Origin of the sequence: Nocardia implantans, from assembly GCF_035544775.1 — a bacterium.
In the GTDB taxonomy this organism is placed as follows: Bacteria; Actinomycetota; Actinomycetes; order Mycobacteriales; family Mycobacteriaceae; genus Nocardia; species Nocardia implantans.
Window position 1 is genome coordinate 41814 of sequence record NZ_JAYKYQ010000003.1, and the last position, 21120, is coordinate 62933.

18 protein-coding genes and 1 pseudogene are annotated in these 21120 nt (G+C 69.9%); 4 read left to right on the top strand and 15 right to left on the bottom strand.

The window, feature by feature from the left end; all coding sequences use genetic code 11:
• Positions 1 to 77: 77 nt before the first annotated feature.
• Positions 78 to 1088, bottom strand: a pseudogene (locus tag U3653_RS08025) (acyl-CoA dehydrogenase family protein); the annotation flags it as partial.
• 88 nt (positions 1089 to 1176) lie between these two features.
• Between U3653_RS08025 and U3653_RS08030 the strand changes: the two are divergent.
• Positions 1177 to 1875: a winged helix-turn-helix transcriptional regulator gene (locus tag U3653_RS08030; RefSeq protein ID WP_195078999.1), complete on the top strand. Its 699-nt coding sequence runs from the start codon at positions 1177 to 1179 to the stop codon at positions 1873 to 1875.
• 6 nt (positions 1876 to 1881) lie between these two features.
• Here the strand turns inward: U3653_RS08030 and U3653_RS08035 are convergent, their stop codons facing one another.
• From U3653_RS08035 to U3653_RS08050, 4 genes are read right to left on the bottom strand one after another with little or no spacing between them, the layout of a single operon-like run.
• Positions 1882 to 3171, bottom strand: coding sequence for an acyl-CoA dehydrogenase family protein (locus U3653_RS08035; RefSeq protein WP_195079000.1), 1290 nt, complete (start codon positions 3169 to 3171; stop codon positions 1882 to 1884).
• A gap of 2 nt (positions 3172 to 3173) precedes the next feature.
• Entirely contained in the window at positions 3174 to 3812 is a 639-nt protein-coding gene (locus U3653_RS08040; protein WP_195079001.1) for a TetR/AcrR family transcriptional regulator, read from the bottom strand.
• Positions 3809 to 4858, bottom strand: a complete 1050-nt coding sequence (locus tag U3653_RS08045; protein ID WP_195079002.1) for a zinc-binding dehydrogenase — start codon at positions 4856 to 4858, stop codon at positions 3809 to 3811. The genes U3653_RS08040 and U3653_RS08045 overlap by 4 nt, the downstream gene beginning before the upstream one ends.
• Positions 4855 to 5598 (bottom strand): SDR family NAD(P)-dependent oxidoreductase, encoded by a 744-nt coding sequence (locus U3653_RS08050; protein ID WP_195079003.1) that lies wholly within the window; start codon positions 5596 to 5598, stop codon positions 4855 to 4857. Before U3653_RS08050 ends, U3653_RS08045 begins: the two co-directional genes overlap by 4 nt.
• Before the next feature lie 241 nt (positions 5599 to 5839).
• Between U3653_RS08050 and U3653_RS08055 the strand changes: the two genes are divergently transcribed.
• The 3 genes from U3653_RS08055 (at position 5840) to U3653_RS08065 (ending at position 9485) form a co-directional block, all read left to right on the top strand.
• Entirely contained in the window at positions 5840 to 8020 is a 2181-nt protein-coding gene (locus U3653_RS08055; protein WP_195079004.1) for a malate synthase G, read from the top strand.
• 570 nt (positions 8021 to 8590) lie between these two features.
• Positions 8591 to 9166 carry a hypothetical protein gene (locus tag U3653_RS08060; RefSeq protein ID WP_195079005.1) on the top strand — a complete coding sequence of 192 codons (576 nt, stop codon included), beginning with the start codon at positions 8591 to 8593 and terminating at the stop codon, positions 9164 to 9166.
• Between the two features lie 187 nt (positions 9167 to 9353).
• On the top strand, positions 9354 to 9485 hold the full coding sequence (locus U3653_RS08065; protein ID WP_323124101.1) for a hypothetical protein: 132 nt from the start codon (positions 9354 to 9356) through the stop codon (positions 9483 to 9485).
• 83 nt (positions 9486 to 9568) lie between these two features.
• Here the strand turns inward: U3653_RS08065 and U3653_RS08070 are convergent, their stop codons facing one another.
• From U3653_RS08070 to U3653_RS08115, 10 genes are all read right to left on the bottom strand, one after another.
• Positions 9569 to 10303 (bottom strand): PaaI family thioesterase, encoded by a 735-nt coding sequence (locus tag U3653_RS08070; RefSeq protein WP_195079006.1) that lies wholly within the window; start codon positions 10301 to 10303, stop codon positions 9569 to 9571.
• Between the two features lie 194 nt (positions 10304 to 10497).
• Positions 10498 to 11139, bottom strand: coding sequence for a DUF305 domain-containing protein (locus tag U3653_RS08075; RefSeq protein WP_195079007.1), 642 nt, complete (start codon positions 11137 to 11139; stop codon positions 10498 to 10500).
• Between the two features lie 2 nt (positions 11140 to 11141).
• Positions 11142 to 12716 carry an LVIVD repeat-containing protein gene (locus U3653_RS08080; RefSeq protein ID WP_195079008.1) on the bottom strand — a complete coding sequence of 525 codons (1575 nt, stop codon included), beginning with the start codon at positions 12714 to 12716 and terminating at the stop codon, positions 11142 to 11144.
• Positions 12717 to 12870: 154 nt separating this feature from the next.
• Positions 12871 to 13782 (bottom strand): 3-methyladenine DNA glycosylase, encoded by a 912-nt coding sequence (locus U3653_RS08085; RefSeq protein WP_323124100.1) that lies wholly within the window; start codon positions 13780 to 13782, stop codon positions 12871 to 12873.
• 28 nt (positions 13783 to 13810) lie between these two features.
• Complete coding sequence (locus tag U3653_RS08090; RefSeq protein WP_195079009.1) at positions 13811 to 14875, bottom strand: hemolysin family protein; 1065 nt, start codon at positions 14873 to 14875, stop codon at positions 13811 to 13813.
• Positions 14868 to 16250, bottom strand: coding sequence for a hemolysin family protein (locus U3653_RS08095; RefSeq protein WP_195079414.1), 1383 nt, complete (start codon positions 16248 to 16250; stop codon positions 14868 to 14870). Before U3653_RS08095 ends, U3653_RS08090 begins: the two co-directional genes overlap by 8 nt.
• Positions 16251 to 16494: 244 nt before the next feature.
• Entirely contained in the window at positions 16495 to 17931 is a 1437-nt protein-coding gene (locus U3653_RS08100) for a GuaB1 family IMP dehydrogenase-related protein (protein WP_195079010.1), read from the bottom strand.
• A gap of 147 nt (positions 17932 to 18078) precedes the next feature.
• Complete coding sequence (locus tag U3653_RS08105) at positions 18079 to 18333, bottom strand: IPT/TIG domain-containing protein (protein WP_195079011.1); 255 nt, start codon at positions 18331 to 18333, stop codon at positions 18079 to 18081.
• A gap of 241 nt (positions 18334 to 18574) precedes the next feature.
• Positions 18575 to 19420 (bottom strand): DMT family transporter, encoded by an 846-nt coding sequence (locus tag U3653_RS08110; RefSeq protein ID WP_195079012.1) that lies wholly within the window; start codon positions 19418 to 19420, stop codon positions 18575 to 18577.
• A 3-nt stretch (positions 19421 to 19423) separates the two neighbouring features.
• Complete coding sequence (locus tag U3653_RS08115; protein ID WP_195079013.1) at positions 19424 to 21022, bottom strand: DEAD/DEAH box helicase; 1599 nt, start codon at positions 21020 to 21022, stop codon at positions 19424 to 19426.
• Positions 21023 to 21120 lie beyond the last annotated feature (98 nt).

Sequence of the window (21120 nt, forward strand, 5' to 3'; positions counted from 1 at the left end):
TTGGCCCGTGGCAGCGGGTGGAACAGGCAGCCGTGCACGTCGCGGTAGCGCATTTCCAGTTCGCAGTCGCGCGAAAAGCCGAGTCCGCCGACGGTTTCGATGGCGAGGCGGACGGTCCGCACGAGCGCGTCCGCGGCGGCGGTCTTACGGCTGAGCGTCCGGCTCGCGTACTGATCGGTGTTGGCGAAACGCAGATTCTCCGACCCGGTGAACATGGCGTCCACGAGATCGCCGGCGGTGGTGTGCGCGGTGGCCATCTCACCGGCCAGTTGGACGGTCGGCGCGTCGGCCCGGCCCGCCGCCAGCGCGGTGGCCAGGTCGACCGCGCCGTCGGCGATGCCGAGGTAGGCCGCCATCACCAGCGGCATCGCCGCGCCGATGACGACGTTCAACAGCGGCGGCCACACGGTCGCCGGGCGGATGAGCGAGACCGCCGCGTCGGGCACGAACACATCGTCGAGCACCACGGTGTGCGAACCGCTGGCCCGCAAACCCAGAGTGTCCCAGGTCTTCTCGATTCGCACGCCTTCGGCGGCGAACGGGATCGCGCAGTGCAGCACCTGCGGCCCGCCGGGTGCGTCGTCCCAGCGCACGCTGGTCACCAGGACGGTGCCCGCCTCACATCCGCTGGCCGGCGCTTTGCGCGCGTGCACCCGGTAGCCGCCCTCGACCCGCTCGGCGCGTCCGCCCGAGCCGACCCAGTCGGAGGCGCCGGTGCTGACCAGGATCGCGCCCGCGACCACCTTGGCGAACAGCGGCGCGGCATCGATGCCGTGGTTGTGCCGCCACACCTGGGCGGCGACCAGGTGGGTGTGCATCGCGAACGCGACGGCGGTGGAGGGATCGTGGCGGCCGAGTTCACGCAGGATCGCGCCCATCTCGCGGTGCGTGACCCCGCCGCCGCCGAACTCGGCGGGAACGAGAGCCGCCGACAGCCCGCTCTCGCGCAGCGAGCCGAAGGCGGCGAGGGAGAGCTCGCCGGAGCGGTCGCGGGCGGCGACCTCGGGACGGAGGGCTTCGCCGACGCGGCGTGCGCGGGCGATCCAGTCGGTGGTGACGTCGGTGGGGGCAGGAGCTGTAGTGGTCATGTTTCGAAGTTAGGAACGGCCGCGATAACCGGATAGTGCAGAAAGTGGACCGCCCCGGTCCGCCGACGAGACCCGTTCGCGAGGTGCCATGACGACTTCGACGCCGAGTTACGGCCAGTACTGCCCGATCTCCCGGGCGCTCGAGATGGTGGGCGAGCGCTGGTCGCTGCTCATCCTGCGCGACCTGCTGCTGGGCACCACCCGGTTCAACGACCTCGCGCGCGGCCTGCCCGGCTTGTCGCGCAGCCTGCTCGCCAAACGCCTGCGGCAGTTCGAGCGAGCCGGGCTGGTGGCGAAACCGGGCGGGGAGTACCTGCTCACCGACGCCGGACGGGACCTGGAACCGATCCTGTTCGGCCTCGGCGAATGGGGCGCGCGCTGGACCTTCGGCGCGCCGCGCGACGACGAGCGCGACCCGGCCCTGCTGGTGTGGTGGATGCACACCAGGGTCGACACCTCGTCGTTCCCTGGCCGTCGCCACGTGCTGCACGTGCGCTTCACCGACGACCTGCGCCGCTTCTGGATCGTGATCGAGGCCGGCGTGCCCTCGGTCTGCGAATCCGATCCCGGCTATCCGGTGGACGTCGCGATCAGCTCCGACGTCGCCTCGCTGTACCAGGTGTGGCTGGGGCGGCTGCCGCTGGCGCACGCGCTGCGGGCGGGCCGGGTGGCCTTCACCGGTCCGCCCGCGCTCACCCGCCGGATGCCGTCGGTGCTGCGGCTCAGCCCCGTCGCGGGGTACGCGGACCCCGCGCCCATGGGGGCGGCCGCCCGGCGCGCGTCGTGAACTCCGTCAGAGATTCCCCACGACGTGCTCGAGACGCCGGGCGACCAGTTCGCGGGCCTTCTCGCGCAGCGCGGGCCGGTATCCGCTCGGGTACACCGGGTCGCCCGGGGCGTAGTCCTTCAGGACCTCCTTCGCGAGGGTGATCTTGTGCACCTCGGTCGGTCCGTCGGCGATGGCCATCACCTCCGCGTAGCTGAGCATGTCGACGAACGGCAGGTCCTGGCTGACGCCGAGCGCGCCGTGCAGGTGCAGCGCGCGCTGGGCGATGTCGTGCATCACCTTCGGCATGGCGACCTTGATGGCGGCGATGTCCTTGCGCACCTTCTTGTAGTCCTGCTCCTTGTCGATGCGCCAGGCCGTGCGCAGCACCAGCAACCGGAACTGCTCCATCTCGATCCAGCTGTCGGCGATGCGTTCCTGGGTCATCTGCAACCCGGCCAGCGGACCGCCGCGCATCGGGCGCGAGACCGCCCGCTCGGCCATCATGTCGAACGCTTTGCGCACCATGGCGACCGTGCGCATCGCGTGGTGCACCCGCCCGCCGCCCAAGCGGGTCTGCGCGACGACGAAACCCTCGCCCTCCGCGCCGAGCAGATGGTCGGCCGGGACGCGGACGTCGGTGAACCGCAAGTGGCCTTCGTGCTCGCTGAACCCGGCCACGTGGTAGTTCTTCACGATCTCCAGCCCGGGCGCGCCCGCGGGCACGATGAACATCGACATGCCCTGGTACGGGCTGACCTCGGGATCGGTCACCACCATCACGATGTGGAAGGCGGCGAACTCCGCGTTGGAGTTGAACCACTTCTCACCGTTGATCACCCACTCGTCGCCGTCGCGCACCGCGCGGGTCCGGAACAGCGTCGGGTCCGAGCCGCCGGTCGGCTCGGTCATCACGTAGCACGAGCCGATCTCCCCGGCCAGCAGCGGCTCGAGATAGGTCTTCTTCTGCTCGGGCGTGCCGTAGTGGGCGAGGATCTCCGCGTTGCCGGAATCCGGCGCCTGGCAGCCGAATACCGACGGCGCCCACACCGAGGTGCCGAGCACCTCGTTGAGCAGAGCGAGCTTCATCTGCCCGTAGCCGGGGCCGCCCAGCTCCGGCCCGAGGTGGCAGGCCCACAGGCCCTGCTCCTTGACTCGCTCCTGCAACGGCCGCATCAGCGCCATCGCCTCGCGGTCGGTGCGGTCGTACGGATTGGGGTAGAGCAGGTCCAGCGGCTCCACTTCGGTGCGAACGAACTCCGCGGCCCAGTCCAGCTTGCGCTGGTATTCCGGGTCGGTCTCGAAATCCCAAGCCATGGTCAGCCTTTCGTGTCCCGCGCGGTGCCGGTCACCACGCCGTCGAGCAAAGTGGTCGCGAGGATGTCGGCGATCTCGCCGGGGGAGCGTCCGCCGCGCGGGCGGTACCAGAACGACACCGTGTTGAGCATGCCGAGCACGCTGTTGGTGACCACGTGGTCGTCGGTGCGCAGCAGCCCTTCGGCATGACCTGCGTCGACCACGCGCTGCCAGCAGTGCTGCACCCGGTCGCGCAGGTCCTGCAGTTGCGCGGCGCGCTCGCCGGTGAGCGCGCCGACGTCGCGCAGTTGGATGGACACCTCGCGCTGATGACGGATGATCAGCCGCACATGACTGTGGATCAGCGCGCGCAGTTTGGTGATCGGATCGCCGGGGCCGTCGGCGATCTGTTCGGCCTCGGCCAGCATGAGCTGGGTGTAGTCGCGCAGGATCTGCCAGAGCAGCTCTTCTTTGGAACCGATGTGGTAGTACAGCGCGCCGCGCTGCACGTCGGCGCGCTCGCCTATCTCGGCCACGCCGGTGCCGTGGAAGCCCTGCTCGGCGAACAACTCGATCGCGGCCCGCACGATGCGCGCCCTGGTGTCGCTCGCCGTCGATTCGGCCGCGGGCGGACGGCCCCGCCTGCGCGACGGGGCGGTCATGCCGAAGGGTCCAGCACGATCTTGCCGACCCCGTCGGCCCGCTCGGCGAACAGACGGTAGGCGGCGGCTCCTTCGGACATCGGGAGGTGGTGGGTGACCACCGCCTCGGGGCGCAGCCTGCCGCCCGCGGTGAGTTTCAGCAGCGTGGGCAGCTCGTACTGGATCGAGCACAGCCCGATGTGGAATTCGAGGTCCTTCACCTGCGCCGCCATCAGGTGGAACGGATAGGCGCGGTTGTGGCTCACACCGATCACACTGACCCGGCCACCGTGCCCGACGGCGCTGATCGCCAGCTTGATCGTTTCGTCGGCTCCGACCGCTTCGATCGCGACATCCGCTCCGCCGCGCGACATCTCGCGGATCGCCTGCTTCGGATCGTCCGACTCGACCGGCTCGGCGCCGAGATCGGCGGCGCGCTCGCGGCGCTCGGCGAGCAGATCGACGCCGAGCACCCGGGCCGCGCCCATCGCGAACGCGGACTGGACCGCCATGAGCCCGACCGGACCGAGTCCGATCACCACCACGGTGTCGCCCGGCGCGATGCGGGCGCGGCGGGCCCCGTACCAGGCGGTGGGCGCGTTGTCGGTGAGCACGACGGCGGCGGTGTCGCTCACCTCGCCGGGCAGCTTCGCCAGGTTGCCCGCGGCGTGCGGGACGGCCAGCAACTGGGCTTGGCACCCTTCCAGCGCGCCGCCGAGCCCGTAGCAGGCGTCAACCGGCAGCGGGTGGCGAGCGCACGCGGTGACGATTCCGGCGCGGCACTGCGCGCAGCCGTCGCACCCGGCCGACGCGGCGACCAGCACGCGGTCGCCGACGGCGAAGCCGCGGGTGTACGGGCCCAGTTCCACGATCTCGCCGACCGCTTCGTGCCCGACGCCGTAACCGGCGCCCGCGACGAATCCGTGGCCGGCGTAGATGTGCAAGTCGCTGCCGCAGATGCCCGCCGCGGTGACCCGGACGATCGCGCCGTCGGATCCTGGCAGGACGGGATCGGGCCGTTCGCCGTAGGAGATCTCCCGCGGTCCTTCGTAAGTCAGCGCCTTCATCGCCATCCCCCGTCGATCGCGAGGGTGGCTCCGGTGCAGAACGCGGAGGCCTCGGTGGCGAAGAACAAAGCCGCCCCGACGATTTCCTCCGGCTTGCCGACCCGGCGCAGGGCGTTGTGCTTCGTGAGCTCCGCGCGCAGCTCGTCGGGCCACGCCGTGGCGATATCGGTCTCGAACGGCCCGCACTGGATGGTGTTGACCCGCACGTTCGGCGCGAACGTCTGGGCCAGTCCGCCGGTCAGGGCGTTGAGACCCGCCTTGGCCGCCGAATAGGGGACCGCGAAGGGCTCCGGCCTGATCGCCTCGATCGAGGAGATGTTGATGATCGAGCCGCCGCCGCCGCCGGCCGCCATCCGGCTGCCGATCAGCGCCGACAACCGGAACGGTCCTTTGAGGTTCACGCCGATGACCTTGTCGAACAACGCCTCGGTGACCTGGTCCAGACTGGGATACAGCGGTGACAGGCCCGCGTTGTTGACCAGCACGTCCACCCGGCCGAACGCGTCGTAGACGGTCTGCACCAAGGCGTCGCACTGGGCCCAGTCGCTGACGTTGCAGGCCACCGGCAGGGCGCGGCGGCCGAACCGTTCCTGCACCTCATCGGCCAGTGCGGCGCACCTGTCCAGCTTGCGGCTGGCGATCACCACGTCCGCGCCCGCCTCGGCGAACGCGAGCACCATCTGCTTGCCCAGCCCCCGGCTTCCCCCGGTGACGACGACGACCTTGTCGGTGAGTGACAACTCGACTCCTGCGCTCGGAAATGTTCCGATCAGTACATTAAATCGGGCGCACGTTAGGATCAAGGGGCTGTCCGGCCGACCGCCGACGGCTCACGACCCGCCGGGTGCCCGACCAGCTCGCCTCGGCGTGGCGGACGGATTCGGGCACAGGGCCTGGGCGACCCGGCGCGCGGTCACACCGCTACCCATGGGTAACATGGCACTGTTTTCCCACTCGGCTTTCCCGGAAGTGAGGCAGTAGATGACAGAGCGGATTCAGGTCGGCGGGCTCCAGGTGGCACGCGTTCTCCACGAGTTCGTCGAGAACGAGGCGCTCCCCGGTTCCGGCGTGGATTCCGCCGCGTTCTGGGCCGGCGCCGAGCAGGTCATCAATGATCTCGCTCCGCGCAACCGCGCTCTGCTGGCCGAACGCGACGAGATCCAGGGCAAGGTCGACGCCTGGCACGCGGAGCACCCCGGCGCGAACTACGACAAGGCCGCCTACAAGAACTTCCTGACCGAGATCGGCTACCTGCGGCCCGAGCCCGCCGATTTCCAGATCACCACCCAGAACGTGGACGAGGAGATCGCGGCCACCGCGGGCCCGCAGCTGGTGGTGCCGGTGATGAACGCCCGTTTCGCGATCAACGCCGCCAACGCGCGCTGGGGCTCGCTCTACGACGCGCTCTACGGCACCGACGCCATCTCCGAGGCGGGCGGCGCGGAGAAGGGCGCCGGCTACAACAAGGTGCGCGGCGACAAGGTCATCGAGTGGGCGCGCAACTTCCTCGACGACTCGGTCACCCTGATCACCGGTTCGCACATCGGCTCGACGTCCTACAAGATCGTCGACGGCGAGCTCGAGGTCGGCCTGGAGGACGGCACCAGCATCGGTCTGGCCGACCCGTCCCAGCTGGTCGGCTACCTCGGCGACCCGGAGGCGCCGAGCTCGGTGCTGCTCAAGCACAACGGTCTGCACATCGAGATCCAGATCGACCCGCAGTCCCCGATCGGCAGCACCGACACCGCGGGTGTGAAGGACGTCGTGCTGGAGTCCGCCGTCACCACGATCATGGACTTCGAGGACTCGGTCGCCGCGGTGGACGCCGAGGACAAGGTGCTGTGCTACCACAACTGGCTCGGCCTGATGAAGGGCGATCTCGCCGAGAAGGTCACCAAAGGCGAGAAGACCTTCACCCGCACCATGAACCCCGACCGGGTCTACACCGCGCTGGACGGCGGCGAGCTGGTGCTGCACGGCCGTTCGCTGCTGTTCGTGCGCAACGTCGGTCACCTGATGACCTCCGACGCCATCCTGGACGCCGAGGGCAGCGAGGTGCCGGAGGGCATCATGGACGGCCTGATCACCTCGCTGATCGCCAAGCACAGCCTGGCCGAGGACGTGCAGCTGAAGAACAGCCGCACCGGCTCGGTCTACATCGTGAAGCCGAAGATGCACGGCCCCGACGAGGTCGCGTTCACCAACGAGCTGTTCGGCCGGATCGAGGACGTGCTCGGGCTGGAGCGCAACACCCTCAAGGTCGGCATCATGGACGAGGAGCGCCGCACCACGGTGAACCTCAAGGCCTGCATCCAGGCCGCCGCCGAGCGGGTGGTGTTCATCAACACCGGCTTCCTCGACCGCACCGGCGACGAGATCCACACCTCCATGGAGGCCGGGCCCATGGTCCGCAAGGCGGACATGAAGTCCCAGCAGTGGATCCTGTCCTACGAGGACTGGAACGTCGACACCGGCCTCGCGGCAGGCCTGCCCGGCAAGGCGCAGATCGGCAAGGGCATGTGGGCCATGCCGGACCTGATGGCCGACATGCTCACCCAGAAGATCGGTCACCCGCGCGCGGGCGCCAACACCGCGTGGGTGCCCTCGCCCACCGCCGCCACCCTGCACGCCACGCACTACCACCTGGTCGATGTGTTCAAGCGGCAGCAGGAGATCGCCAAGGGCGGTCGCCGCGCCACCGTCGACGAGATCCTGGAGATCCCGCTGGCCGCCGCGCCGAACTGGACCGACGAGGAGAAGCGCCAGGAGCTGGACAACAACTCGCAGTCCATCCTCGGCTACGTGGTGCGCTGGATCGACCAGGGCGTCGGCTGCTCGAAGGTGCCCGACATCAAGGACGTCGCGCTCATGGAAGACCGTGCGACCCTGCGCATCTCCAGCCAGCTGATGGCCAACTGGCTGCGCCACGGCATCGTCACCGCAGAGGAAGTGGTCGCGAGCCTGGAGCGGATGGCCCCCGTCGTCGACCGGCAGAACGCGGGTGATCCGAACTACCGGGCGATGGCGCCGGACTTCGCCGGCAGCATCGCGTTCCAGGCGGCCAAGGAGCTCATCCTGGAGGGCACCAAGCAGCCCAACGGGTACACCGAGCCGATCCTGCACCGCCGTCGTCGTGAGGCGAAGGCGCTGGCCTGCGTCTAGTCCCCGGGTGTCGCGAATCCCCCGGTCTTTCGGCCGGGGGATTCGTGCTTTTGCGGGCAATCGGAGTTTCGACTCTTGTTTATCGGTCCGTTACCCTGGGTGCCGCACGAGATCGTTCGATTTGTGAGGAAGATTCATGGGAAGCGTTGTGCTCGACATCGTGGCATTGCTCGCCAATCGCGCGGCGATGTTCTGGAATTGGATGGCCACCGGATCGGCGGGCTTCCCGCCGCTGTGAGCATGCGGTGCACGATGTGCTCCGAGTAGTGAAATCCCCTGGTCAGGTGTACTGGCCGGGGGATTTTCCGATTCGGGCCGCAATCGTGAAACGTTCCGAATTGTTCGTTTTCACACTGTGGGCACCGTTGCTCGGTGAGCGCGGGATCAGCAGGTCGCGGAATTCGCCGGGCAGCTCTGCATCGGACCATGGGTGGCCCGCGGATTCGGATGGGCCGCGTACCTTTTGCGCCACGCCCGCTGCGGCGTCCGCGTCGTCGTGATCCCTGACGCCCCGGGGGATTTCGCCGCCGATCCCGCGCGCGAAGCCGCTGCCCCTCGTATCTTGAACACGTGAACTCCGCAGGGTCCGTGCGCACGCGGTCGCGTATTCCTCGTTGGTTCGTGCTGTGGATGGGGCTGGTGACCGCCCTGGTCGCGCTCTGCTGCGCGGCGCTGTTCTGGCAACTCGCCGCGGAGGGCACGTTTCCGACCCTCGTCGTGCTCTGGGCGGTGCTCGGCGTGCTCGGCGGGATCGCCGTCCTGTTCGGACTGCTCGGGCTGCTGCGCTACCGTGCCGTCTTCCACAGCCTCGCCTCGCCCGTGCTCATCGTCGTGCTCCTGGCGCTGACGCTCTACGACGTCCCGGAGGACACCGGCTGGCGCCTCTCCCGGGGGATTCTCGAAGACCAAGCCGTCGACTGCGCGCATTCGGGCCACCGCACCCGCCTCGGCGTCTACACGATCACCTTCATCACCCCCCGCGACGGCGGCTGCCTGTTCTATACCCAGTCGGGAGACTCGAATTCGGAGGGCTTCGCCTTCTTCCGTGACCCGGCCACCCCACCCCACCTCGGTCCACCCGCCACCAACGGCATCGAATACTCCGCCTTCGACGGCCAGTGGTACCGCTTCGCCGACACTCACTGAACCCGGTCGCCGAAGATCGCTTCGAGGGTGTCGGCGTTGGCGGCGCGGGCTATCCACATGGTCAGGCGGGCGTTGTCGCGGCATGCTTTGATCTTGCTGACTTCCACACTGGGACTGTCCCTCCCGGAATTCGATCACGCCCGCGTCGATTCGGGCGACCTACCTGATATCGAACCCACCGAGTACCGTGCGGACCTGGTCCGTCACACTCACCGAGGCCGACGTCCCGGTTCTCGGCATCGTCGTCGAAGTCCAGCTGCAACGCGACGACGACAAGATGTGGAGCTGGCCGGTCTACCTGACCACGCTCTGCGCCTGACTAATTCGATGAGGACTTCGTGTACCGACGAAGGCATGGCGCGGAGGTTACCGATAGCCACCGACAGGTTCGGGTGGGGTGGGTCACCATTCGAAGGGCAGCGGTTGGCGGGGCTCGATCCACAGCGCCTCGGCGAGGGCGCAGAGCGTTCCGTCGGCGCGGGCCAAGGCCACGCCGACCGTGTGTTTGCGGCCGTCGGCGGAGACCGGCCAGCCGTAGGAGACGTAGGGGTCGCCGGCGCGGACCGGTTGGAACTGGGTGGCGGTGAGGGCGGCGGTGACCGCTCCGGGGCGCAGGTCACGCAAAGCCATCGCGGCCCAGCCACCGGGGCAATCGAGAGCGGCCCAGACGTTTTCGGTGGGCAGGTAGCCGTCCGGGCCGGCGAGCAGCGGATCCGGTGTCCAGGCGGCGATGACCATGTCGTGCGCGGACATGGCCCAGGGCGACAGGCGTAATCCGCGTCCGGGGGCACAAGCCGCGCCGCAGCCGTAGCAGTGGCTCATTTTGCGCAGTGCGCCCGCGGTCGCGCTCGCTGTCCGCGCCTGTTCCCACGTGGGCGCGGGCCGTGGCGTGACCGTGACCGCCGACGGGGAAGCCTCGGCGAGTATCGCGCCGTCCAGGTCGGTGAGTGATGCGCCGCCGGAGCCGTCGGCGGCCAGCACCACCGGAGTGTCCACGAGCACTCCGCGGCGGAAGTCGACGCGCACCTGCGTGGCGCCGCTCGCGGCGGCGAGCACTCCCGCCACATATCCGCCGAACGCCACGCCCGGATAACCACGCACGTGCGGGGGCACTGTGAACGCATCGGTCCGAATCATCAGCTGCCCAACCTTTCCGGCCGACGATCATGACCCGGCCCAGCCGACGATACCGCCGGGAGAGCGCCGGTCCTCAGCCGGGCCGCCGTGTTCGCGGACCTTCCGTACGACCGGAGCATGCGCCTCGCAGCCGGCCGCGAGGTCAGCGAAGCCTCCGGCTGCGGGTCGTATGCGGTGCCGTGGCGGCCCGGTGGTCAGGGCAGCGGGGCCGCCCCGCGCCGTGTGAGCAGCATGCCCATCACCCCGGCCTCCTGCCCCTGCCCATGGATCATGGACCGGGCGATCTCCTTGACCGGCCCGGAGCGCAGCAGACCGTCGGCGGCCTCGGCCATCGCGATTCCGCCTTGGTGGTGGCGGAACATCAATTGCAGGAACAGGATCTCCGCGTTCGGGCCGCGCGCCGCGGCCAACTCGTCCAGTTCCGCCGCGCTCGCCATCCCCGGCATCACCCCGGCGGTCTGCGCGGCCGCGGCGTGGTGCCGATGCGGCGACGCGTCCGCGCTGTGCATCCACGCCATCGGCTGTGCGGAGGTGGGCGGCGCGTCGGCAAGGCGCAGCCAGCCGAGCATGGTGCCGATCTCCATGCGCTGTGCGCGGTCGAGTTGTTCGGCCAGCCGGGTGACCGCCGGATCGACCGCGCGGTCCAGCCGCTGCACCATGAGCAGGGCTTGCTGGTGATGGGTGGTCATGTCCTGGACGAAGCCGATCTCGACCTCGGTGAGAACCGGTGCGGCCGAACGGTGTTCCGAAAACACCAGCGGCCGCAGCGCGGCGCCGAGCACGAGCAGGGCGAAGGCCGTCGAAGCCAGGGCGGCGATCCGCATCCAGCGCGGCATCGCTACGACCCGACGATCGACCGCTGGTCCGCCGGAGGCGAGTACACGTCGTCGTCCAGTCGCAGCACCATGAAGCCGTTGTCCGAGCACGCGACGTAGAGCTGCGAGCCGCGCCATTCCGGCGGCGACAGACACCAGTCGGTGGACACGTCGCCGAAGGCGAGGCGGCCGGTGCGCGGGGTAAGGGCATCCAGCGGGTTGAACTGCCCCTCGAGCACGGCGCGCACCGCCGAAGGGGTGCTCATGAGCGGAACGCCGATGATCGAGGCGAGCGCGTGCGGCGAGTTCCACAGGCCGAGGTTCTGCCCGGTGCGGGCAGGCGGGTTGTAGTAGGCGATCTCGCGGATGGCGTAGGGATCGCGGATGTCGAACACCCGGATGCCGGAGGAGATCCATCCGCAGGCCAACGCGGTCGGGTTCTCCTGCCGGTCGGCGGCGCAGTAGTGCGATTCGTAGGCGAAGGCGGAACCGCCCATCGACGAACCGATATTGCTGTCCATGTGCTGGGGCAGGTTGATCTCGAGCTTGATCTTGCCGGCCACCCTCGGCGCGGTCTCGTCGGAGATGTCGATGAGTTTGACTCCGCCGGAACCGCCTTCGTCGACGGTGTAGAGGTAGGGCTTGCCGTCGTAGCTGACCGGGATGCTGTGCTGGGTCGCCCAGCCGTCGGTCCAGAACACCCGGCCCAGGTGGTGCACCTGCGGGTTGGGGTCGCGGCGCTGCACCGCGCTGATGTCGAGGACGGTGAACCCGCCGAGCGCGGAGATGTACATCCGGTTGCCGTCCGGACTGATGCCGAACCCGTGCGCCTCGATGCCCGTCAGTCCCTGCCAGACCACGTGCGGGTTGGCCGGATCGGTCAGATCGACCGCGCTGACGAAGCCGGGCGCGATCCCCGAGGCCCAATAGGTGTTGCCGTCGGGGGAGAAGCCGCCCTCGTGCGTGGTGATCGGCAGCGGCATCGCCAGATTCGTCCCCGGGCCGGGATTGAGCAGCCGCGGATGCGCGCAATCGGAGACGTCGTAGACCGACAGGTAGCCGACGCCCTCGCCGACCGGCACGCCGGTGCCGACCAGCAGTTTGCGCTCGGTGTTGACCTTGAGGCTCTCCCAGGTTCCGGCCAGCATCGCGGGCTCGGTCAGCGTCACCGTCGGCCGCGGACGCGCCGGATCGGACACGTCGAGTACCTGGACGCCGCGGCCCTCGCTGATCAGGTCGCCGGGAAAGAACGAACCCAGATAGGCGCAGTGCTCGAAGCTGGTGGAGGTGATACCCGCGCCGCGGCCCGCGTAGCCGCCGACGAAGGAGATGTTGCACCGGTAGCCCTGCGTGCTGCGCCCACTGTCGCGATCGGCGGCGGTGACATCGCCTTGCAGTCCGTTCTCGGGGGCGGAGCCGGGTCCGCAGTCGGCGCGGGGGACCGAGGTGCGCCCGACGTCGAGGAATTCCTGGACGGCGTCACGGGGGGCCGATCGCGGATCGGCCGACGCGCTCACGGGCAGCAGCGCGGCCGTGATCAGGCCGATGGTGAGCAGAGCCAGCGGTTTGGCGCGGCGCAGTGTGGCCGATGGGCGCATCGTCGCGACCCCCCAACTTCGTCGTCGAGATTGGCTGCCCAGGGTGGCTGGGACAGTCACCGCCGAACTGACTGAATGGTAATGATTCCGCTCGGCGCGAGCGTGAGTTTCGCCGAATCGCGGCCGAATTCGCGAAGTTTTCCGTCCGGCGTGGTCAGCGCGGCTGAGTCGGTTCGGTGCCGAGAGCGGCGGAATCGAGATGCGCCGACAAGAGATGCTGGCAGACACCCAGGAAGGTGCGTCGCAATCCGGCCGCGCGCTGCGCCAACTCGGACTGCGCGCGAACGTACTCCGCGCGCCCGGACGGCGTCTCGATGCGAACCGGCTCGTAACCGAACTCCGACAGATCGTAGGGGCTGGCGCGCATGTCGAGTTCCCGGGCGGCGCAAGCCAGCTCGAAGCAGTCCAGCAGCAGGTCCGAGGAGATCAGCGGGACGAGTTTGAAGCCCCACTTGTACAGATCCATGTTCGCGTGCAGACAGCCCGGCTGTTCGCGGCGCAGCTGGTCGGCGCGGGTGAGCGGCTCGGCGTTGCGGCCCACGGCGTCCGGAGTGAAGAAGCGATAGGCGTCGAAATGCGTGCACCGCAACTGCATCGAGTCGAGCACGGCGTCGGTGCCCGCGTGTCCCAGCCGCAGGGGAACCTTCTGGTGGCGGATGTCCTCGGTGCGGTACACCATCGCCCATTCGTGCAGGCCGAAACAGGACAGGTGGGCGGGCCGAGACGCGGTGGCGCGCAACAACTGCGCGACGAACGCGACGGTATCCCGGCGTTTGCCGAGGTAGGCGGGATCAGCGGAGTAGCAGTCCGTACCGGAATCGGTGACGACGTGGCGGTAGCCGCGGGCCCCCCGGTATTCCGCGGCGTCGGCCAGCCCGATGCCGTATCCCGGATGCCAACGCCGCAACTGCGCGGGTTTGTGCCCGTAGTAGGTGAACAAGAAATCGATCACCGGGTGCGACGAACCATGTGCTCGTCGCTCCAGATAGGGCCCGACCAGATCGTCCAGCCGGGCCCGATGTGCGGCGGCGGACGTTCGCCACCGCACACCGGACAACACCCGCATTGCTACCGCACCCCGCCTGGCCCGATCGTCACTCGCCCACTCGATGCGTTCCGTCTCGGACGGTGCCGACGAACTCCTCCACCAAGTCCTCCAGGGCGACGATGCCGGTGGTGTTGCCCCGGTCGTCGACCACCCGGCCGAGATGGCTGTTGGTGCGCCGCAGCCGGGCCAGCGCCTCGTAGAGCGTCGCGCCCATGCCCACCGTCGGCAGCGGGCGGATATCGGTGCGCGGGATCGGCGTCCCCGGGCCGGCGCTCTCGTCGGCCACCTTGTCGAGCACGTCCTTGACGTGCAGGTAGCCGACCAGCGAGCCGTCGTTCGCCCGCACCGGGAAGCGGGAGAAACCGGTCTCGGCGACGGCGGACTCGATGTCGCCGAGTGTGGTCCCGTTGCCGCGCAGCGGGATCGATCTGGTCGCGTCCCGCGGCACCATCACGTCGGCGACCACCCGGTCGCTGGTGCCGAGGGCCTGGGTGAGGCGGCGGTGCTCTTCCTCGTCGAGCAACCCCTCCGACCGGGACTCACCGATCATCTCGGCCAGTTCGACTGTCGACACGGTGGCTTCGAGCTCGTCCTTCGGCTCGACCCGCAACATGCGCAGCGACAGGTTGGCGGCCAGGTTGTACAGCGCGATGAGCGGGCGGGCCAGCCGCAGCCACATCAGGTGCACCGGCACCAGCAGCAGCGCGCTGCGTTCCGGCCCGGCCAGCGCGATGTTCTTCGGGATCATCTCGCCGAACAGGATGTGCATGATCACCACGATGGTCAGCGCGAGGGCGAAGGCCACCGGGTGCAGCAGTTGCTGCGGCAGGCCGAGCAGCTCGAACGGACCTTCCAGCAGGTGCGCGACGGCGGGTTCGCCGACGCGGCCGAGCAGGATCGAGCAGATGGTGATGCCGAGCTGCGCGGCGGCGAGCATCATCGAGAGGTTCTCACCCGCCCGGATGACGGTGTTCGCGTTGCGCTTGCCCTGTGCGGCCAGCGCTTCCAGCCGGTCGCGGCGGGCGGAGATGAGCGCGAACTCGGCGGCGACGAAGAAGGCGTTGCCGCCGAGCAGCACGACGGTGAGCAGGACGCCGAACAGGTCACCCATGGCTGTGCTCCTTGGTCGCGATGATGTCGGCGTCGACCGGGATCAGGCGGACGCGGTCGATGCGCCGCCCGTCCATGCGCTCCACCCGGGCGATCCAGCCGCCGGAACCGTGGCTTTCCGGCGCCGTCCACTGCTGCGAGCGGGGATTCGGCAGCACGACCTCGTCGCCGGGCACCGGGATGCGGCCGAGCCGGGTCAGCACCAGGCCGCCCAGCGTCTCGTACTCGCCCTCCGGCGCGTCGTATCCGGTCGCCCGGGACACCTCGTCGATGCGCAGCAGGCCCGAGCAGTCCCAGCCGTCGATGACGCGCCGGACGTCGCGCTCCTCCTCGTCGTGCTCGTCGCGGACGTCGCCGAGGATCTCCTCGATGATGTCCTCCATGGTGACCAGGCCCGCGGTGCCGCCGTATTCGTCCACGACGAGGGCGACCTGCATGCCGTCGGCGCGGACCCGTTCGAGCACCTCGTCGCCGTCCAAGCTGGCGGGCACGATGGGGACCGGCTGGGCGAGCCGGTACAGCGGGGTGGTGGTGCGCGCGTGCGCTGGGCGGGTGAACGCCTGCTTGACGTGCACGAAGCCGAGGGTGTTGTCGAGATCGCCGTCGATCACCGGGAAGCGGGAGTAGCCGGTGCGGCCCGCCGCGTCGATCAGATCGGCGATGGTGTCGTCCTTGTCGAGCGATTCGATCTTCACCCGCGGCGTCATCAGCTCCTCGGCGCTGCGCTCGCCGAATTGCAGGGAGCGGTCCATCACCTGGGCGGTGGGCTGGTCGAGCGCGCCGCGCAGCGCGGACGTGCGGACCAGGGAACCGAGTTCCTGCGGCGAGCGGGCCGACCGCAATTCCTCCGCGGGCTCGACGCCGAGCCTGCGCACCACCCAGTTGGCGGTGCCGTTGAGGAAATGGATCATCCACTTGAACACCACCGAGAACGCGATCATCGGTCCGGCCGTGACGCGGGCGGTGGCCAGCGGCTTGGCGATGGCGATGTTCTTGGGCACCAGCTCGCCGTAGATCATCGACAGCGAGGTGGCCAGGACCAGGGCCAGCGTCAGCGCGACGCCGCTCGCGGCGGCATCGCTCAGCCCGAGGCCGGCGAACACCGGATGCAGCAGCCTGGCCAGCACGGGCTCGGCGATATAACCGGTGATCAGGGTGGTGATCGTGATGCCGAGCTGGGCGCCCGACAGCTGGAACGACAGCGTGCGATGCGCCTTGCGGACCATGCGGGCGCGGACGTCACCGGTGCGGGCGTGCGCCTCGACGGTGCTGCGCTCGAGGGCGGTGAGGGAGAATTCCGCGGCGACGAACAGGGCCGTGCCGACGGTGAGAGCGATGAATCCGATCAGGCTGAGCGCGGTGAGCGCGACGGACATGATCAGCACCACCCGGACGGTGCTGCGTGACGGCCTGTGCGGAATGGGACTACTGCGGAGCGGAGGACGCCGGGTTGGTCACCCGGCTCGATAGAGGAGCCCTCCTGTGCGGCGCCCTCGGACGCGGGTGACAACTGGATCCTTTCGCAAATGAGTCGTGGTGCCGGTGTCCGGCAACCACCATGCTACCGGCCCACGTGCCGCGCGGCGCGGGCCGGTGCCGGTGCGATGCGCGTGTCGGCGCTCACCAACCGCTCGGCAGCGGGCGGCCTTCGGCGAACCCCGCGGCGGACTGCACGCCGAGCACGGCCTTGTCGTGGAATTCGGCGAGCGTGCGCGCTCCCGCGTACGTGCACGCGCTGCGGACGCCGGAGCAGATGTGGTCGATGAGATCCTCCACGCCGGGACGCTCGGGGTCCAGCCGCATCCTGGAGCTGGAGATGCCCTCTTCGAACAGTCCCTTGCGGGCGCGGTCGAACTCGCTGTCGGAGGCGGTGCGGGCCGCGACGGCGCGCTTGGAGGCCATGCCGAAGCTTTCCTTGTAGGCGTTGCCGTCGCGATCGACACGCAGGTCGCCCGGGGACTCGTAGGTACCGGCGAACCAGGAGCCGATCATCACGTTGGACGCGCCTGCGGCCAGCGCCAGCGCCACGTCGCGGGGATGACGCACGCCGCCGTCGGCCCAGACGTGCACGCCGATTTCCGCGGCCGCCGCGGCGCATTCGGCTACCGCGGAGAACTGCGGGCGGCCGACGCCGGTCATCATCCTGGTGGTGCACATGGCGCCGGGCCCGACACCGACCTTGACGATGTCCGCGCCCGCCGCGGCCAATTCCCTGGTGCCGTCGGCGGAGACGACGTTGCCCGCGACCAGCGGGACGCCGAGCCCGAGATCGCGCACGGCGGTGAGCGTTTCGAGCATCTTGGTCTGGTGTCCGTGCGCGGTGTCGATGACCAGCAGGTCGGCGCCCGAATCCACCAGGGACTTGGCCTTGGCGGCCACGTCGCCGTTGATGCCGACCGCGGCGGCGACGCGCAGCTTGCCCGCGGTGTCGACGGCGGGCTGGTAGATGCCCGCGCGCAGCGCGCCGGTGCGGGTCAGTATCCCCGCCAGGGCGCCGTCCTCGGCGGTGAGCACCGCGAAGTCGGCGTGCTCGGCGTGCAGCAGATCGAACAGGTCACGCGGGGTGGTGGTGGCGGGCGCCCGGACGAAATCGGTGACCGCGACCTCGCGCAGGCGGGCGAAGCGGTCGACGTCGGCACAGGCGGCCTCGGTCACCACACCGACCGGACGTCCGCCGTCGACCACCACGACCGCGCCGTGCGCGCGCTTGTGCATCAGGGCCACCGCCTCGGAGACCGAGCGGTCGGGGGCGAGCGTGACCGGGGTGTCGGCGGTGAGCGAGCGGCTCTTGACGAAGGCGATGGTGTCGGCGGCCGCGGTGATCGGCAGATCCTGGGGCAGGACGACGATGCCGCCGCGGCGGGCCACGGTCTCGGCCATCCTGCGCCCGGCCACGGCGGTCATGTTCGCCACGACGAGGGGGATTGTGGTGCCGGACCCGTCGGTCGTCGACAGATCGACGTCGAAGCGCGACGCGACGTCCGTCCGGTTCGGGACGAGGAAGATGTCGTCGTAGGTCAGGTCGTACGGCGGCTGATGACCGGGGAGAAAGCGCACTCGACCGATGATATCCGCGCGCCGACCGGTGCGCGCCGTTCTCCGAGGACGCGATCGCGTCGTAACGGGTGCGGGCAAAGGCGCGGGACACAACGCGATGGGCCGTCGGCAGGCAGTTGCCCACCGACGGCCCGGGCGCACGCGCGGTCAGACGTAGGTGAAGGGGAGTGCGTTGCTGATGCCGTCCAGCTCCACTTCGACGGTGACGTCCACCGTGCCTGTTCCCGTCGGGGAGATGGCCGTGATCTGGGTGTCGGAGTCGATGGTGAACGTGGTCGCCTTCGTACCGAAGCGCACGGTCAGAGGACCGACATTGCTGAACCCGGAGCCGGTGATCACCACAGTGCTGAAAGTCGTCGCCGGGCCGGTGTCGGGGGTGAGGGAGGTGAGTACAGCTGCCATGGTTCGACTCCAAGCCGAGTAGTGAAAGAGATTATCGTGCAACGGATGTCGATCTTCTGCGGCAACCGCTACATATTCAGTAAGCCTCCGGCGACGGCTCTTCGACAAGGGATCCGAAGTCCGATTTCGTCCGGTTTCGACCCGCTGTCACGCCTTCCTGGAATCAGCATCAGCGCACCCTGGGCCTGCTCGATGGGGTCGGGCCGAGCGAGCACCGCGCGGGGCCGCCGCACCCGTGGATTCAGGCGGCGGCTTGCGAGCGGGAGAGCATGATCGTCGCGGCGGCCATCACGACCACCGCACCGGCGGTGACGACCAGTCCCGCGGTGTCCGTCCGCAACCGCTCGTCCAGCACGGCGATGCCGATGAACGCCGCGGCCAGTGGCTCGACGACCGTGACGGCGGGCAGCGACGCGGTCAGGGGTCCCGCTTGATAGGCGCGCTGCTGGAGATAGACGCCGGTGACGCCTGCTCCGACCAGCGCCCAGGTCTGCCAGCCACTCAGCACGTCGCCGAGACCGTGCTCGAACAGATCGGTGACGTAGTCGGTGAGCGCGGCGGCCAGTCCGTAGAGCGCTCCGCTCGCGGCCCCGATCAGCAGAGCGCGCCACGCCGGATCACGCGCGGCGATCCCACCGACCGCTGCCGCGACGATCAATCCGAGCAGGATGCCCAGCGGCACGAGCCATTCGCGCAGGGGCGCGTTGGTATCACCCTCGGTCGGATTGCCGACCAGCAGGAAGCAGGCCAGCGCGGCTGCCAGCACGAGCGCGGTCGCCCAGGTGCGCGGCGCGACGCGGCGGTCGTTGAGCCGGGCCGACAGCGGCAGCGCGAACACCAGCGCGCTCACCAGGAGCGGCTGCACCAGCAGCACCGCCCCCAACGCGAGCGCGAGGACCTGCATGCCGTATCCGCCCGCGTCGCCGACGACCCCAGCCCACCAGCGCGGGGTACGCAGCAGCGAGCGGATCAGCGACGCGTCCTCCGGCACCGCGGCAGCAGCGTGCTGTTGTGCGACCGCGGCGACCGCGAACAGCAGCGCCGCGAGCAATGCGCAGAGGACGGCCGCTGCCGCGTGGGTCGACACCTTCTAGTTTGCTCCGCGATTGCCCCGCTGTGGCGACTGCTGGGCTCGCACGGCGCGTCGCCGGGGCCGGCCCGGCGTGTCGCCGGAGCCGGAAGCCGCGGCGCGTCCGGAGAATCCGCCCGCCGCGCCGGAACGGCGGGTGGACGCGCCCTCGCCCGAACTCGCACCGTATCCGGCGGTGTTGCCCGCGGCGGGCTTCCCGGCGACTTTCGCGTGGCCGCGCCGGCGTCCCGGCGCGGTGACCGATTCACCACGGCCCGAGACCGAGCCCGATCGGGACTGCTTCACGGCACCGGCGCCGCGACCACCGGCCGGAGCTGTCTCCGAGCGCCGGTTCGCTCGGCGGCGTGCGGGTTCGGGCGCCTGGGCGGCCACGGGCGCGGCGGAAGCCGGGACCACGGGGACACCGGACGGACGGCGGGCGCCGGTGATCTTCACCAGCGCGCGGTCGCCGGGACGGACCGCGACCCCGTCGACCTCGACACCCGCCTTCCGGGCCATCGCCTCCACCTCGCGGCGCTCTTCGTCCATGACCAGCGTGACGACCACGCCGTCCTCGCCCGCGCGGGCGGTGCGCCCGGCCCGGTGCAGATACGCCTTCGGCTCCGGCGGCGGGTCGACGTGCACGACGAGGGAGATCCCGTCGACGTGGATGCCGCGGGCGGCGACATCGGTGGTGACCAGCACCGGCACCGAGCCGTCGGCGAACGCGGCGAGCGTGCGGGTGCGGTTGTTCTGCGCCTTGCCGCCGTGCAGCGCGCCCGTTGGGATGCCTGCCGCCCGCAGCTGTTTGGCGAGCCGGTCGGCGCCGTGCTTGGTGCGGACGAACATGATGGTCAGCCCCTCGCGGGCGGCGATCTCGGTGGCGACCGCGCGCTTGGTCACCTTGTCGCCGACGTAGAGCAGGTGATGCGACATCGTGGCGACCGAGGCCGACGGCGGCGCGGTGGAATGCGTGACGGGGGAGCGCAGGTAACGCTTGACCAGCTTGTCGACCTCGCCGTCCAGCGTGGCCGAGAACAGCAGGCGCTGACCGTCGCGCGGCGTGCGGTCGAGCAGCTTGGTCACCTGCGGCAGGAAGCCCATGTCGGCCATGTGGTCGGCCTCGTCGAGCGCGGTGATCGTCACGTCGGACAGATCGGCGGATTTCTGGGCGAGCAGGTCGGCGAGCCGTCCCGGTGTGGCGATCAGCAGGTCGACGCCGCGGGCGAGCCGGTCGGCTTGGCGTTTGATCGGGGCGCCGCCCACCACCGAGGCGACGCGCAGGCCCAGCGCGAGCGCCGGTTCGTCCAGCGCCCGCTCGATCTGCGCGGCCAGCTCACGGGTCGGCACCAGGACCAGGCCGCGCGGGCGGCCCGGCTTGGCCGGCCGGCCCGCCAGCCGGGTGAGCATCGGGAGGCCGAAGGCCAAGGTCTTGCCGGAACCGGTCGGTCCGCGGCCGAGTACGTCCTTGCCCGCCAGGACGTCGGGCGTCGTCGCGGCCTGGATGGGAAACGGCATCTCGATGCCGTCGCGTCGCAGTGCCTGCACGAGCACGGCGGGCAGGCCCAGATCCGCGAAGGTCGCGGGGGGCGCCGCGGCGACGGTGGTCGAGGGGGTCACGAGGAGGATGTGCCTTTCGTCGCACGGCGGGTTCCACGCGGAACGCGCTGTTCGGTGGGATGGAGAGCGGCGCGCGATGCGGTTTCACCGCGCGGTGG